General features: G+C 41.5%; 14 protein-coding genes. 8 read left to right on the top strand and 6 right to left on the bottom strand.

All coding sequences use genetic code 11. The annotated features are described in order from the left end of the window. Positions 1-103: 103 nt before the first annotated feature. The 8 genes from Q8W40_RS09785 to Q8W40_RS09820 all read left to right on the top strand — a co-directional run bounded on the left by Q8W40_RS09785 (position 104) and on the right by Q8W40_RS09820 (position 10,183). Entirely contained in the window at positions 104-1,954 is a 1,851-nt protein-coding gene (locus Q8W40_RS09785; protein WP_305396983.1) for a DEAD/DEAH box helicase, read from the top strand. Next, positions 1,951-3,543: an ATP-binding protein gene (locus Q8W40_RS09790; RefSeq protein WP_305396984.1), complete on the top strand. Its 1,593-nt coding sequence runs from the start codon at positions 1,951-1,953 to the stop codon at positions 3,541-3,543. The genes Q8W40_RS09785 and Q8W40_RS09790 overlap by 4 nt, the downstream gene beginning before the upstream one ends. Further along, positions 3,543-4,466, top strand: coding sequence for a hypothetical protein (locus Q8W40_RS09795; protein ID WP_305396985.1), 924 nt, complete (start codon positions 3,543-3,545; stop codon positions 4,464-4,466). Before Q8W40_RS09790 ends, Q8W40_RS09795 begins: the two co-directional genes overlap by 1 nt. Positions 4,467-4,526: 60 nt before the next feature. Next, entirely contained in the window at positions 4,527-6,473 is a 1,947-nt protein-coding gene (locus tag Q8W40_RS09800; protein WP_305396986.1) for an McrB family protein, read from the top strand. Then, positions 6,460-7,749, top strand: a complete 1,290-nt coding sequence (locus Q8W40_RS09805) for an LlaJI family restriction endonuclease (RefSeq protein WP_305396987.1) — start codon at positions 6,460-6,462, stop codon at positions 7,747-7,749. The genes Q8W40_RS09800 and Q8W40_RS09805 overlap by 14 nt, the downstream gene beginning before the upstream one ends. A 128-nt stretch (positions 7,750-7,877) precedes the next feature. Further along, positions 7,878-8,342, top strand: a complete 465-nt coding sequence (locus Q8W40_RS09810; RefSeq protein ID WP_305396988.1) for a GNAT family N-acetyltransferase — start codon at positions 7,878-7,880, stop codon at positions 8,340-8,342. Positions 8,343-8,395: 53 nt separating this feature from the next. Further along, on the top strand, positions 8,396-8,644 hold the full coding sequence (locus Q8W40_RS09815) for a hypothetical protein (RefSeq protein WP_305396989.1): 249 nt from the start codon (positions 8,396-8,398) through the stop codon (positions 8,642-8,644). Positions 8,645-8,872: 228 nt separating this feature from the next. Continuing rightward, entirely contained in the window at positions 8,873-10,183 is a 1,311-nt protein-coding gene (locus Q8W40_RS09820; protein ID WP_305396990.1) for an ABC1 kinase family protein, read from the top strand. 54 nt (positions 10,184-10,237) lie between these two features. Here the strand turns inward: Q8W40_RS09820 and Q8W40_RS09825 are convergent, their stop codons facing one another. From Q8W40_RS09825 to Q8W40_RS09850, 6 genes are all read right to left on the bottom strand, one after another. Then, on the bottom strand, positions 10,238-11,800 hold the full coding sequence (locus Q8W40_RS09825; RefSeq protein ID WP_305396991.1) for a sulfite reductase flavoprotein subunit alpha: 1,563 nt from the start codon (positions 11,798-11,800) through the stop codon (positions 10,238-10,240). A 4-nt stretch (positions 11,801-11,804) separates the two neighbouring features. Next, positions 11,805-12,233, bottom strand: a complete 429-nt coding sequence (locus Q8W40_RS09830) for a PAS domain-containing protein (protein ID WP_305396992.1) — start codon at positions 12,231-12,233, stop codon at positions 11,805-11,807. 193 nt (positions 12,234-12,426) lie between these two features. Continuing rightward, the gene (locus tag Q8W40_RS09835; RefSeq protein WP_305396993.1) at positions 12,427-12,711 is read right to left on the bottom strand and encodes a hypothetical protein; all 285 of its coding nucleotides are present in this window, start codon (positions 12,709-12,711) and stop codon (positions 12,427-12,429) included. Positions 12,712-12,897: 186 nt separating this feature from the next. Beyond that, complete coding sequence (locus Q8W40_RS09840; protein WP_305396994.1) at positions 12,898-13,311, bottom strand: class I SAM-dependent methyltransferase; 414 nt, start codon at positions 13,309-13,311, stop codon at positions 12,898-12,900. A 65-nt stretch (positions 13,312-13,376) separates the two neighbouring features. Then, positions 13,377-13,991 (bottom strand): CAP domain-containing protein, encoded by a 615-nt coding sequence (locus tag Q8W40_RS09845; RefSeq protein WP_305396995.1) that lies wholly within the window; start codon positions 13,989-13,991, stop codon positions 13,377-13,379. Positions 13,992-14,141: 150 nt separating this feature from the next. After that, complete coding sequence (locus tag Q8W40_RS09850) at positions 14,142-15,149, bottom strand: substrate-binding domain-containing protein (RefSeq protein ID WP_101111790.1); 1,008 nt, start codon at positions 15,147-15,149, stop codon at positions 14,142-14,144. Between the last annotated feature and the right edge of the window lie 8 nt (positions 15,150-15,157).

Genomic DNA, 15,157 nt, shown 5'->3' on the forward strand with positions numbered 1-15,157 from the left:
ATTAATATCCGGTTTTTGCCCTGGTGATAGTGCGCACTGTATATTTGATCATACATAATTGCAAGTAGTTATCCGGTTTTTAACCCTGTAAAAGGAAGTGAGAATGGCTTACACAATTAGAGATGGGATGATTGAGCAGGAAGGAGCTTTTCTGGAAGCTGAACACCTATTTAAGCTTGGTAGAATATTAGCCAACTCAAGCGATGCTGAAGTTGAATTGGTTATCTCGAAGCGTCCTGCTCGGATCCATTTTGAATTTGAAGCAGAACCAACTCCGAATTTTTTGCTGTTCTTTCGGGGGAAACTACTCGATAAGGAACAAACGCACGTATTAGTAAACTATGGTTATTTCATCACTGATGGCAGAAGGTTGCATTTTGTTAGTTCTCACATAAATGAATACTTATCAATCGCCTTTGGAACACTTTCTCTACCTAAGCTAATGAAGCTTCTACGTTCTTTATATTTAGAAGGTTTGATTGATGAGTTTCCAGCCCACTTAATTGAACTGCTTAGAGATAAGCAAAAAAAGCAAGCTCACCATGAAAAGCTATTTGTAAAATCACTGTACCCTTATCAAGAGGAAGGAGTTAATTGGCTCAGCTTTTGTGCTGAGAGCGGTGTTGGAACAATACTAGCTGACGATATGGGGCTAGGAAAAACTGCTCAAGTAATTGCACTTTGTTGCGATGTATTAGAGAAAAGCTCGAATAGCAAAATTCTTATTGTTGTTCCGAACCCTTTGCTCGATAACTGGGTTAGAGAGTTTCAATTCTTTGCACCAAGTATTACCCCTTACATCCATTATGGTAAGAATCGTCGAGGTGTCGCCTCTGCTTTTGATGAACACAATGTTGTTATAACCCCCTACACAACAATGTCTTCAGATATTACGATGTTTGAAGATATGTATTTTGAACTCGCTTTGTTCGATGAAGCGAGCATGTTAAAAAACCCTAAATCTAGTCGCTCTCTATCTGCCCGCCGTTTGAATATCGGTGTGACTGTTGCGATGTCAGGAACCCCAGTTGAAAATAGTTTAATGGATGCGTGGGCATTGACGGATCTCGTATTTGAAGGGTTCTTAGGGGAACAAGATAGCTTTAAGAGTCGCTACGTACACTCTGACTTGTCTGAGACACTCAATGAGAATTTGGAAGAGCTTGAGAATAGCTTACGTCAAATTACATTACGAAGAATGAAAAAAGATGTGTTAGAGCAACTACCAGAAAAGCTTGATATACACACCGCTGTTTCTTTAGGGGAAACTGAAAAAGCAATGTATGAATCACTGATAGACGAGATGCAGCGTGATAATGAATGCGGGGGCAGTGGGATTTTACCATTGATAAATAAACTTCAGCAATTTACCGCTCACCCAGCTTTGGTTGAACCAACACTGGCTCATGACGTTAACTCTCTCATCAAGCATAGTGCCAAGTTTGAGTTACTTATGATTCAAATGGACAAAATTGTACACACTAATGAAAAGGTCATTATCTTTGCAACTTTCCAAAAAGCAATTGATTTAATACAAAGAGCGATAAAGGAAAGGTATGGCATTCTGTCTGGGGTTATTGATGGTCGGACACCTAATGATGAGCGTCAATCACTCATTGACGAATTTTCTTCATCAAAAGGGTTTGATGTTTTGTTGCTGCATCCTAGGACAGCTGGTATGGGGCTCAATATTACAGCCGCAACTAATGTGATTCACTACTGCCGTCAATGGAACCCTGCACTTGAAGAGCAAGCTACGGCAAGGGCTTGGCGAAATGGTCAGAAATCCATAGTAAACGTTTACTACATGTACTATGCCCATACGATTGAAGAAAAAATTGATGAACGTATTCGTTTGAAGCAACAGCTCAGTGAACGCGTTGTATCGGTAACCGATGATAAAGAAACAGACAAGCAGATAATGCTTGCGTATTTGGAAACGTTAGTCTCATGAATCAAAAAATAGAATTGCCAGAAGAAGATGATTTTCGCCCCTCAGCAGCTCGCTTAGTCGAGAGTCTGCGTGATACCGGTTATAGCAAAGAGGCTGCATTTGCGGATATTATTGATAATTCAATAGCGGCTAATGCAACTCAAATTGAAGTCGAACTCCAGTATATGTATGGAGAGTTCAGAGTCATCATTAGCGATAATGGTGATGGGATGTCAGAAGAACAACTAAGAAGCGCAATGCGTTATGGTTCGCCACGCCGTGACAATCCTAAATCGTTAGGTAAGTTCGGTATGGGGCTAAAGACAGCATCGACAGCATTTTGTCGCCGTCTTGTAGTGCTATCTCATCAAGATGGTAACAACGTTGGTCGAGCGTGGGATATAGATAAAATTATCGCTTCGGATCGCTGGGAGCTAGAAACTCCAAATGAAGATGATTATTACGATGACTTTGAGGTATTGAGTAGTTTTTCAAATACTAGCGGCACCATGATTATTTGGGAGAATATAGACCGTTTAGTTAAGTCTGGCAGTGAAAAGCAAATGCGAGAGCAGATTAAGTCTCTTGGTAAAGACCTTTCTTTAGAGCTAAGCGCAGTATTCTTCAAGTTTTTGCACTCTGGTGAAGTGACCATTTCAATGAAAGTTGGAGATAGCCCAGCCGTAAATTTAAAAGGTTGGGATCCTCTCTGTTTTGATTTGAATCGAACTACTGATGGCGCTCGTTCTCGTGTACTTAAAGAAAAGTCAGTACCTATTGAAGTCGGCAATAAAAAGCTTTCATTTACAGTGAGAGGTGGGGTCATCCCATCTCAAAATGAGCTTAACTCTGATGAACGAGACTACGTTCGATATAGCCTCGATAACCAAGGGCTTTATATCTATCGTGAAGGTCGTCTTATCTGGCACGACGGTTGGCCTCATCGCATGTATAAAAAGGAAAGCAAGATCACTCGACTTAGGGTTGAGTTAAACTTTAATCATGACCTAGATGATGTATTTAGCATCGACTTCCGTAAGAGCCGTGTGATTATTCCTGTTGAAGTTAGGGAAGAACTAAAGCGCCTGATCGCTCCTTGGCGTCAGGAGTTACTTAAGGGGCAAGAACGTTTAGTTTCAGCCAATACCAAACGTACACATGGTCCTGCAGATAAAGCTATTGATAAACACAAAAAGCATACAAAGAACTCTGAGATCAAAGTTAATGGTGACACCGTCACCATTCGTAATCAAAATCAAATGAAGCCAACCGTTATTGAAGGCATTCGTGTATATGATGATAAAACGGTTCGAGTACATGAAGAAGAGTCATTACTTGGTGATGATTTATGGGAGCCTTCATGTGATGAAGAGGGAAATACGTGTGTGACTTTGGGAAAATCTCATCCTTATTTCCACAAGATGTATAACGTTTGCAAGGATAACGTTGAAGCTATGAAAGCTTTGGATATGTTGCTCTGGAGCTTATCTAATGCTGAACATGGTGAATTTTCTGAAGCGAATCAACATACTTTAAAAGGCTTTCGCCAAAAAGTAAGTCAGACGTTACGTTATTTAAGTATTGAATTACCTGATGCAGAGGAAGACTAATGAGCTATCAATATGACCTATCCGATTTTAAACGTTATTTGAATAATAAAAGCCCAAAGTATCGAGTAGATGGCCTTATTTTTTGGCAAAACAGAATCCCATTGCCGATTGATTTATTTAACAAAATATTTAATGAATCTGATCAGATCGTTACCGATTACGTTTATCAACTAGCGGCAAGCGCTGTTACATTTAGTAATCGAGAGCTATTTGAAAACACATTTGATATTTCAGTGACAGACCTTCCCAAAGGGGATTTAAAGAAAAAGCACGTAGCTTTGTTAAACTGGCTGAATGAACAATTATCAGAGCGCTCCATAATTACTCGGATGTCTTATGAGATTGCAGATATTTTAGGGCTTGATGAGTTCTCTTTCTCTATTGAAAAAGTCGCAGAAGCATTGCATCACCAAGGAAAAAAATACGCTCGTATTTTTATGCCTGAAGCCGTAAAGGCACAGTATAACTCTGTTCCTTATTGTGAAGGGGTTGGTGCTGATAATACTGATATGTTCGGAAACATTATTGCTGACCGATATAATATTTACCGCTCAGGTTTTAGCGATGCGCTTGCTATTATTTTCAATGCTTTATTGGAGTTCCGCATCCTTTGCTCTGGTCGAGGTGAGCATTTAAGTAAATACCGCGTTATGACCCCACTAATTGAAAATATTGATGTTCGTTTTGGAAAAACAAGCGATGGTTCATTGTGGGAGCCAGGTTATGAAGAAGACCACTACATAACTCTAAATAATGAACATCCATTAGTTAGTAATCTATCATCTGATGCCTCTAAGCCATTAGCTGAAGTGCTGTTCTATTTGGGTGAGTTTGAAAATGGTCAATTCTCTGATACTAATAAAAAATTGATAGAAAACCTGCGCCAAGAGATCTCTCGTACTTTATGGATTAAGCACGATTAACATAGTTATAGCTGCCTTTCGGCAGCTATAACTGATTAAAGATATGGGAATATAATAATTATGCTTTCAGAAATAAACTTAGTTGGTAATTGGTTTAAAAATGATCTCGAATCTGGTTGGTTTTTTGACGAGATTTTTTTTAATGATGAGGCTAAATTAGCTTTTAGTGAACTTGAGCTAGACATTAAAATATTCGAGCATTCAGCACGAGTTGATGTGGCAAATAATAAGAACCATTGCTACATCCCTAGTCACTATTTCTTATATGCTCTAAAAATCCAGCCTTTTGTGTCCTTACTTAGCGACTACATGGTTGTCTTTAACCAAGTAAAAAACTCAGTCCCTACGGCCGTTGACTTCCATAATTTAATCAATAACTCGTCAACATCAAACAGTGTTCTGACAGCATTAGACCAGTATAGTCGCGATAATTTTCTAAATGCATTCCGTTCTAAAAACTATCGTCTGGGTGGGAAAGATATTATTAATGATGACAAAATTAAGGGCAAAAAATATCGTTCTCAAGATGATTTTATGACCTCAATTTTGTTGAAAGCGTTACCGGTTCCAGACGCAAGTTCTGGCGTACTTGGTGATTTACTCTATGCGTTTTCGAAATCCCCGTCGGCATACAAAGTACTCATGGACAACTATTCAGCAACTGTCCCATATATGTTTAGGGCTGGTCGTGGAGATGAGTTGATTTTTATGATTTTATCTACGCTGGGTTGGCAAGGTTTACTCGATCCTACTTTGGGTGCAGTTTCTGGGCGATACTCCAACTGGGGAGTGATAGATAAAGCATTCTTGTTTAGTCCAACACCGGTACCAGGTAACACACAGTATGTTGAAGAACCTATTCATCATTCTCCATCTCTAAATCAGTACGTACATATTAAAAAAGGTTTACTTAATACTGATGAATTAATAGCGACCGTCTCTGAACTCATTTCTGGGCTTTGGAAAAACATGTCTATTCAGAAAGATGATGGAGTATTTTTCTTTAGGTCATCTCGTCGTTTTATCTCGAGTGGTCCTGTATTTGAAGGCGCAACCAATAAAATATTTTATGGTGCGCCTGGTACAGGTAAGAGTCATAAGATTCATACGGAAGAATGTAAGGGCGCTGAAAAGATCGTTACAGTTTTCCATCCCGATACACAACACAATGATTTTGTCGGGGCACTGAAGCCAAAAATGGAATTAGGTAGCGATGGTAAGCCAGTTGTAACCTACCAGTTCCGCCCTGGCCCGTTCACTAATGCTTTAGTAAAAGCAAAGTCCTATCCGGATAAACATATCTGCTTAGTAATTGAAGAAATCAATCGTGCTCCTGCAGCTGCGGTATTTGGTGAGCTATTCCAGCTTTTAGACAGAGATGAGAACGGGCAAAGTACTTACAAAATCGATTCGTCTGATCCAGATATGCTTATGTATATTAATGAGCAACTTCGCTTAGTTGGCTCCCCTGAGTTATTGCAGTTAGAAGTACCATCGAACCTATCAATACTCGCGACCATGAACAGCAGTGATCAAACGGTAATGCCGATGGATACCGCTTTTAAGCGTCGCTGGAGTTTTCAATATATTGATATTGATTTCGATAATGATGCAGTCCCAAGTAGTGACGTTCGTCTTGCCACCGAAAATGGTTTATACGATGTTTCATGGCCGGCTTTAGCACAGATTGTTAACGATGTTCTTATTGACTGTCATGTGGCTGAAGACCGCCTTCTAGGACCATTTTTCATAACACTAGATGAAATGAAAGATCCTCAAACAGCTAAAGACACGTTAAACGGAAAACTGTTTGTATATCTTTGGGATGATGTACTTCGTCATTTAGGACATACAAAAATATTCTCTTCTAAATATAAAACCTTCGGTAAATTATCAAGCGCATTCAACAAAAATATGGCTGTATTTAATTCGTTTATTGAAGAAAGAATTGAAAAAGAAGGCCGAAAAATTGAGGTAGCTGAGGCACCAGAAAATGCAGTCGAATAATATACTGTACTTATCTGATCGTAGTTTCCTTGAAGACCCATCGATTCCTCGAAGCGTATTAGATGAGTTACGAAATCAGGGGCTTATTGCTCCTGATATGAAGAGAATATATTTTTGTGGAATAGTGCCTTACAGTGATGGGATTGCTGTTTTTTTACCGCGTAACCATCTTGCCTCAATAGAAGATCGTGGTATTGCTGGTCATTATCTTATCCAAGCTTTGCTAAAATACTATCAAGATAAAGAGAGTGGTATTGATGTACGAGAAGGTGGAGCTGAAGTAATCGGTGGAAGAGCCCTATCTTTAGCAGTTTCGTTACTTGATGATTATCGAACTAATGGTCTATATGTTCGGCGTGTAAAAGAACATACAGTTAACTCTGGTAAAGTTAACTGGTCCAGAACTATCTCTCGTAGCCCATCTTATCCTTCAGATAACGGACCTTTATATATTGACTTTCTCACTTATCGCTCTCGTTATATTGCAAATTGTGAAATCGCAAAAATACATGCGGATGTGCTGAAAGAGTTATTTTCAGACTACGGCATGTTATGGCTAGGTATATCAAGTTATTTTGATGAACGTCTCGAGATGATGCCAAAACCTTCAGATACCACAGAGAAAAAACTCACTTACCTCAAACGTGAACTGCATTTGAGTTATTCAGAGCGTGACATGTTTTTGATTAATGGCTTAATCCAATATCTTCAAATTAAAAAAGGGATGGATAGTAGCAATTTATTGATAGGGGTACGTAAGTTTCATAGCCTTTGGGAGTCGATGCTCGATGAGTGCTTAATTGGTAAATATCCAGTCAATAGCCAATTGCCGATTCCTGTCTATCAAACTAGTGAAGGAAATTTCATTCCTGTAGCTAACAAAGGACAACGAACTGATACTGTACTTAAACATGCTGATGAGCGCCGCTTCGCAGTTGTAGATGCTAAATACTACGAAGCGGATTCACCATCTACGGCACCCGGTTGGCCTGATTTAGTTAAACAATACTTCTATCAACAATCGATAAATCAGCTGGAAGGTAAAGATGTTAACGTATCAAATCACTTCATATTTCCGGGTAGTAATTCACGACTCAAATCAGCCCACGTTGCTAATCGAAAAGCGAATATTGAGTCAGTAGCAGACTGTTTGGCAGAATATGGAACTATTCATTGCCACTACCAAGATCCTATAGAGCTACTTGAAGCGTACGTGAAAGGAGCAAAATTGCCTCAGTTAACAAATGACATCTTCGCCCCTGATATCTACAAATAGTGTGAACTATTCTTACTACGCCTTATTGAATAACAAAGCTTGTGTCACTTAAATCCATGGCATAATCCGATGAAACTAAAGGAATAGTATCTTTTCCTTTGCAACGTTGCGTCTTACAGGAATTCAAAATGAAGCTTGTGCAGTTAAGTCCGATTCAGTTTGAACAAATCTTAGTTGGTGAACCGACTTTTTCTCACATGGACGATGCGATTCCGCCTAAACACGTGTTAATACGAGCATGGGAGCAATATCAAAACGCTGTAGATGTTATGTGGGCATTACCCTATTTCATTGAAGTCGAAGGGGAAGTAGTGGGCAGCTGCGGTTTTAAATACGCCCCGAAAGATGATGGCGTAGAAATAGGTTATAACGTTGCCCCTCGTGCTCAAGGGATGGGGATTGCGACATCTGCTGTAAAAGCACTCAATAAAATTGCCTTTCATTCCGGTATCATCAATCATACCAAGGCACTGATATCAAAAGATAATATGGCATCTTTAAACGTCATTAAAAAGAATGGCTTTATTTACAAAGGGATAGTTGTGGACAGTGATGGTGAGCAATTGGAACATTGGGAGTCGAGCCTGAACTAACAGTCAACAACTCTCTGTAATAGGACAGATACAAAAGTATAAGGACAGATTGAATGAAGATCATTTATTTGATATTTGGCGTTGCCTTTTTTGCGCTGGGTATAAAAATCATCTCATCCGGAAACTCTTTTACGGTAGGTTGGATATTACTACTTATCGGTGTAGCAATCGTTGTTAATTCCTTTTTTTCCTCTGAAAATCGTCCTGCTAAGCGAGGCGGCAGCGATGGCTCAGGTCCTAGCCCGCATTATTACGACAGTAGTGATAGCGGCGGAGATGGTGGCGGTGGTGGCGGTGACTAGCCACTTCAATATAGCCTCAGATAACAGATAATGTATACCCAAGTGACCTCAAGATGCTGCTCTGAATCCTGCATCTTGAGGTCACTTGGGTATATAAGGTGAGATTGGTGTTGATCCATTTCACCCTCATTTATCGTAATGGAACGCACATCGCCATTTAATGTGCTCTTGTTTTCCTTAGCCAATAAAAATAATTGAAAATACTGACGCACCCAACCGAGAACCTTCATGCCGCCAAAAGAACGAAACCTGCCATCCCGACGTATTTCTAGGTTTGGCAAATTCGCCTCACTCACCGCACGTGTTGCCGGTAACGTCTTAGCGGAAGGATCCAAACAACTGGCGAAAGGCAATAAGCCTAAAGCAAAGGATTTACTCCTTACCCCGCAGAATATTGGCAGGTTAACTGATCAACTTGCACACCTGCGTGGTGCAGCGATGAAGTTAGGCCAAATGCTCTCTATGGATGCCGGTGATTTGTTGGAGCCTGAATTAGCAAACATCTTAGCTAGGCTCCGTTCAAATGCCGATCCTTTACCTTCCAAGCAGCTTAATCAAGTATTGGAAGAAAGCCTTGGAGAAAATTGGAAATCGCAATTTTTGGCATTTAACTTCAAGCCTATTGCCAGTGCATCTATCGGGCAAGTACACCAAGCCTACAGCGACGACGGTGAAAAGCTCGCGGTAAAAGTGCAATACCCCGGAGTAAGACGAAGCATAGACAGCGATGTCGATAATGTAGGAACTCTGCTTAAAGTCGTTGGGCTGGTGCCTGAAGCGGTCGATTACAAAGGCCTGCTAGAAGAAGCGAAATTGCAACTCCACGATGAAGCAAATTACACTCGTGAAGCAGAATTTGCGTCACGTTATTACGAAGCGCTAAAAGAACATCCTCATTTTGTTGTCCCCAAAATTCATTCCAACATGTCTTCTGATTCTGTTCTTACCATGGCGTTTTTAGAAGGCAATTCAATTGAACAGATAGAAGGTTTGGAGCAAAGCACGCGCAATCATGTTATGCATCAGCTCATCGATTTGATGTTTAAAGAGCTGTTCGAACTGCAAATGGTTCAGACTGATCCAAACTTTGCCAATTACTTGTACCTCGAAGATTCTGGGCAAATAGGGCTACTGGATTTTGGTGCCACACGAGAATACAGCGAGCGATTCAGCAACGGCTACCGACAGGCTTTTATCTCTGTTTTGAATCAAGATGACCAAGGGCTAAATCAAGCATTAGAACACATCGGATTTTTTAGTCAGTCCATTTTACCCAGCCAGCGTCAATCAATCATTGAGTTGGTAAAAATGGCCTGTGAGCCCATGTTAATAGATGCAGAATACGATTTTAAAGCCAGTGGATTGGCACAAAGAATACGTGAAGCAGGCACGATTCTGAGCATGAAGCAAGACTACTGGCACACGCCACCAGCGGATGCTCTTTTCCTGCATAGAAAGATTGGGGGAATATATTTGCTTGCAGCGCGACTCGACGCAAAAGTGAACATTCACCAACTGGTAAAGCCTTATCTGAAGTGATAATTGGCACTTGCCAGCCATTCCTTCAGTTGACAAGTGCGCGTGAGGCCCAACTTAGAATAAATCTAAATGCAGTTTTTCCTCTGCAACTAGCTTGTTGTACAAATTAGCCTCAGAAGATGAATCCTCAGAGGTCTGTAATGCATTAAACATCGGTTCAATTTGACTGGCTAGATTCTGCTTTCTCCCACATACATACACGTTCGCTCCCTGATAAATAAGATTCTGAACAAGATCTCCCTGCTCTTTCACGGAATCCTGCACGTAACGCTTACTTTCTAGGTCGCGAGAAAACGCCACAAAGCAGTTTTGCAGAACACCTGTTTTCAACCAATGCGCGATTTCATCGCGATAGACATAGTCTTCGCCTTCGTGCTTTTCGCCATAAAACAGGATGCAAGGTGCTAACGCTTTTTGCTGTGCTCTGGATTGCAGATACCCAATAAAAGGGGCGATACCAGCACCCGTTGCAATAAGAATGCTAGGGGCATTGAAGTCAAAGTGAAAATGCGGGTTAGAACGTACAAAGATTGGAACACTATCCCCAACGTTTAGCGATTGCAGATACGCCGTCGAACACCCCGGTGTCGGCTCTGCATTTTCTGGGTCGCTCCACACTTCCCGCACACATAATTCCAAAGCATCAGCATTGGCAAGTTGGCTAGATGCAATGGAGTAAGTGCGAGGCTCCACGCTGTTCAGAAGCTCGGAAAAGTCCATTATCGACATGGTTTGGGGAGGGTAAAAGTCCCGTAATAAATCGATAAATTGGTGCTTTTTCACGTATTCCATCAACGCGACTTTATTACGATTTTTCAGTAACGCTTTTAAGTCGCTATTTGGGAAACGCTGTGTAACTTTGCGAATAGCCGATTTACTGATCCGAGCAATTTCCTTGTCTTTCAAACAAGTCTCTACCTCACCGACTGGCAGACCAAAGAAATCCGCATAAGGCATAAGAAGCGATTCCGTATTTCTCAGCATCAAGTGAACAATATCGCCCGGTTGATAACGAATACCACTGCCTTCTATCGATAAATGAATTCGGTATAAGCTAGGAAAAGTACCCGAGATTTGGGATGCAGAAACCAAGCTGGCTGGATAAGCAGAATGCTCACCATAAGACGTGACCGATATATCGAGATCTTTCCCTGCTTGTAAATCATTGTTCAGCAGCACAGCTTTCAGCGTTGATTTCCACATTTCAAACAGTGCTGGGTAGTTGAGGTCGGAATCGACTCGGTTAATCAGTCGTTCTGCTCCGCGTGTCGACAATGCATCATCCAAGTTTTTACTGAACCCACAAAAATTGGAATAAGCGGTATCACCGAGCCCAAAAACACCGTAAGAAAACGATAAGGATGCTGTATTTTCTTGAAATATCTGCCAAAAATCTTCGGCGTTACTTGGGGGTTCACCGTCGCCAAACGAGCTGGAAATAAAGGCGACAAAGGAATCTGTTGTAAGGTTGGACGGTTCGAATTCATCCAGCTCTTGAAGAGTTATATCAAAGCGCTGCGTCAGTTCGCTATCGGAAAAGAGCTGGGCTGCCAGCTCTTGTGCATTTCCGGAAACAGAACCATACACAACATAAACGTTCTGAATGGCTGGCTGCATACATTTATGCCTCGTCGTAGTATTCGTCGTAAACTTCCTTAGAAAATTCAACGGCATCAAAATCTGCCATAAGGTCGTTAATTACACGTCTAACACTGATGTATTCGGTAATCTCTCCTTTCTCATCAAATACTGGCTGAACCGACGTATCCACCACGTAAATACCACCGCCTTTGCCTTTGTTCGGCACAATACCTGTCCAGATTTTTCCTGATTTAATCGTATCCCACATGTCTTTGTACACCGCTTTCGGCACTTGCTCTACGCGCACAATACTGTGTGGTTGACCAATCAATTCATGTTCTTCGTAACCTGTTAACTCGCAAAAAAGAGAATTTACATAGGTAATATTACCTTCTAGATCCGTTTTGGAGATAACCATTGCGTTATGAACTGCGGTCATAATTTGGTCATTTAGGGCTGCTTGACTCATGTGTTAAACCTCTTTTTGATAATGGTTATCATTAAGACTAATATAAGTTGTATTTTAAATGCAACTTATATTTTCGCATTAGTTCAATCAGTATAACGTTCTGATTTTTAATGCTTTAAATTTAAAAATGTCGCAGCAAGATCACTTGTTTGAGATTGCTTTTTACGCTCAAGGCTGGCTGCACCCAAGTAACCTAGAGATGCTTGGGTACTTTTTGCAAAACGACTTTTGACCAAATAACATTCGGCTTATTTTTCATTTTGCTTGGAAGGTTTTCCAAATGCAGTAAGGTTTGAAATCCAAGCTCTTGCGCATATTGGAATAACTCTTCAGTACTTGCTGGAAAGATGTGCTTGCCCAAACCAGCAGGTCCATTTCTTAGTGAAATGGCACAAACACCGTTGTGATTCAGTAAATCGAAAAAGCTCTGAAGACACGTTCTTCTTTCTGATGGGTTAAGGTGGTGCCATATACCCAAGTGACCTCAAGGTGCAGGATTCAGAGCGATATATTCTGGTTCAATTCAAGGAAAAGAGCGCAGTGGAATGACGAGTCCTTTCCAAGCTCTTCGACGATGAAGTGGGACAGAATATACGCTCCCAAGGGCGAGTTTAACTGGCTTTCATACTGCGTTACCGATTTTTGATTTAGAGCCACTAGATCTTCAAATCGGTGTCTTGTCTGAAAACCAGTTAATTCTCGCTGAACCAAGCATCTTGAGGTTACTTGGGTATACACCATCTAACAGAATGAAATCAAAACCCTCACTCCCAACTTTTACTTTATCTAGGTTAGGCAAACTGTCATGAACCCATTGAATGCGTAAGTTTTGATGGGTCTTTTTGGCGATATCAAGAAACGCTTGTAAGGGCTCCACTGACACGACTTGATACCCAAGGCGAGACAGTGCTGCTGAGTTTTGTCCCACGCCAGATCCCACATCCAATACTCGGCTTAATATCCGTGGTAAGAAAGGGGTAAACTCTTGGTTAACCTCTTCAAATTTGAGATTCAGGCTCGCCTGCGCAAACGCGTCGACGCCTTGTTCGTATCCTTGTGTACCTTTAACTGTATTCAAAAAAATTCAACCTCATACCATTGCATCATTCGTGCCTTTTTCACCGCTCTAAAGCTCTGGCTTAATTACTTTGCCGCACCGAATACCTGTGTCCAATAATAACGATATTCAGCATCGCTATTTTCAACCATGGCAGCCCCTACTTCCTTAAAACCAGCTCGCATGATGTTTTCGCAGTGCTCTTTACTCGACATCCATCCTGCCATTACATCATGAATATTGGTTCGCCCTGCTGAAATATTTTCACCGACGTAATTTCCGGCATAACCTGCATCTTTGGCTCGATCCGCTGGTTGTTTGCCATCCAATCCATCGTGATCAAAAAAATCATAATTTGCCATGTTGGACGAGTGAACATGTGCCGCTTCGGTCAACTTCGTGTTCCAAGTAAGAGGCGCTACGGCTGGCATGCTCCTGCCCCCGCATACCTGAGAAGAAGCCCGATACTCATTGATTACTTCAAGCATTTCTTTGGCAAAGGCTTCTTGCTCAATAGGTGGCTTTGTTGGTTTTGTTGTAGGGGGTTGAGTGGTGGGTGGCTGAGTAGTTGGCGGCTGAGTTGTGGGTGGAGTAGTCGTTTGCCCTCCCGTCAATGTGCTTGAGCTGTTGTCACTGCCACACCCCGCCAGAACGGATAAAGAAACTGCAAGTAAAGTACCTGTTTTTACACCATATAACATAAAATTCCTTAGCTTCTGGATTAGAGAGTCCCGACGCTAAACGGAAATTTATAAAAGTTAAACAGGCAAACAGCATTACTGATTAACTGTTTTCAGAGCACTGACATTACGCTGAAATTGTGAGAAGTAATCTGAGGAAATGGACTGTTTTTAACCAATAACATCGACGCTGTTTCTGATCACCAATGTTGGCTCTAACTGTACCACTTGAGGCTCTGTTGTCTCTTTCTCCAGTTTCTTGAGCAACGTCTCTACCGCCGCTTTCCCTAAGCTGTGCTTGGGCTGGTGAATGGTAGTAAGTGGCGGTGTCATGAACTTTGCGATATGGATGTCATCGTAGCCAATCAGTGACACGTCGTCTGGGATTTGAATACCCATTTCATGTGCGGCGTTGATTGCCCCCATCGCCATCATGTCGTTACAAACAAATATGGCACTCGGCAACGGTCCTTTTGCGTGCATTTTCTTGAATGCTTCATACCCGCCTTCACATTCAAAGTCTGATTCAATGATCCAATCTGGGTTGAATGCTAACCCCTCTTCATTCATTGCGCGTTTATAGCCTTCATAACGCATTTGAGCCTGATGTTTGGCTAACGGACCAGTAATGCAACCAATGTTTTGATGCCCTGATTCAATCAGATGCTTCGCGGCCATATAACCACCACGCAGGGAGTTATCTTGAATTTTGTCGCTGGCAAACAGCATCGGACCCCAATCCATCACCACCACTGGAATATCAGGGTAGCGATCAAAAACATCGATTTTCTCACCTTCAAGGGTGGAACACATCAGCAGTAAACCATCGACGCGCCTTTGCAGTAAGGTATCGATAGAGGCTTTCATGCGTTCGTTGTCACCTTCGGTGTTACACAAAATGAGGTTGTAGCCCTTTTGATAACAACTGCGCTCAACCCCTTTTACCACTTCTCCGAAGAAGGGGTTGGTCGAGGTTGTCACCAGCATACCTATGGTTTGAGTGCGATTGATTTTGAGGCTACGCGCCAAAGCTGAGGGCGCGTAGTAGTTGAGTTCTTTTGCGGCATTGTTGACACGAAGCGAGATTTCTTCGCTGACATAACGAGATTTATTTATGACATGGCTAACCGTCGATGTAGAAACTCCTGCGAGTTTTGCTATGTCTTTCATCGTTGCCATGCAGTTCT

Origin of the sequence: Vibrio penaeicida, from assembly GCF_030689305.1 — a bacterium.
GTDB lineage: Bacteria > Pseudomonadota > Gammaproteobacteria > Enterobacterales > Vibrionaceae > Vibrio > Vibrio penaeicida_B.

What these genes read in the sequence shown, in the direction of transcription:
- Q8W40_RS09795 (WP_305396985.1), top strand. Translation starts at nt 3,543, where the DNA reads ATGAGCTATCAATATGACCTATCCGATTTTAAACGTTATTTGAATAAT.
- Q8W40_RS09820 (WP_305396990.1), top strand. Translation starts at nt 8,873, where the DNA reads ATGCCGCCAAAAGAACGAAACCTGCCATCCCGACGTATTTCTAGGTTT.
- Q8W40_RS09800 (WP_305396986.1), top strand. Translation starts at nt 4,527, where the DNA reads ATGCTTTCAGAAATAAACTTAGTTGGTAATTGGTTTAAAAATGATCTC.
- Q8W40_RS09805 (WP_305396987.1), top strand. Translation starts at nt 6,460, where the DNA reads ATGCAGTCGAATAATATACTGTACTTATCTGATCGTAGTTTCCTTGAA.
- Q8W40_RS09830 (WP_305396992.1), bottom strand. Translation starts at nt 12,233, where the DNA reads ATGAGTCAAGCAGCCCTAAATGACCAAATTATGACCGCAGTTCATAAC.
- Q8W40_RS09785 (WP_305396983.1), top strand. Translation starts at nt 104, where the DNA reads ATGGCTTACACAATTAGAGATGGGATGATTGAGCAGGAAGGAGCTTTT.
- Q8W40_RS09845 (WP_305396995.1), bottom strand. Translation starts at nt 13,991, where the DNA reads ATGTTATATGGTGTAAAAACAGGTACTTTACTTGCAGTTTCTTTATCC.
- Q8W40_RS09850 (WP_101111790.1), bottom strand. Translation starts at nt 15,149, where the DNA reads ATGGCAACGATGAAAGACATAGCAAAACTCGCAGGAGTTTCTACATCG.
- Q8W40_RS09810 (WP_305396988.1), top strand. Translation starts at nt 7,878, where the DNA reads ATGAAGCTTGTGCAGTTAAGTCCGATTCAGTTTGAACAAATCTTAGTT.
- Q8W40_RS09815 (WP_305396989.1), top strand. Translation starts at nt 8,396, where the DNA reads ATGAAGATCATTTATTTGATATTTGGCGTTGCCTTTTTTGCGCTGGGT.
- Q8W40_RS09825 (WP_305396991.1), bottom strand. Translation starts at nt 11,800, where the DNA reads ATGCAGCCAGCCATTCAGAACGTTTATGTTGTGTATGGTTCTGTTTCC.
- Q8W40_RS09790 (WP_305396984.1), top strand. Translation starts at nt 1,951, where the DNA reads ATGAATCAAAAAATAGAATTGCCAGAAGAAGATGATTTTCGCCCCTCA.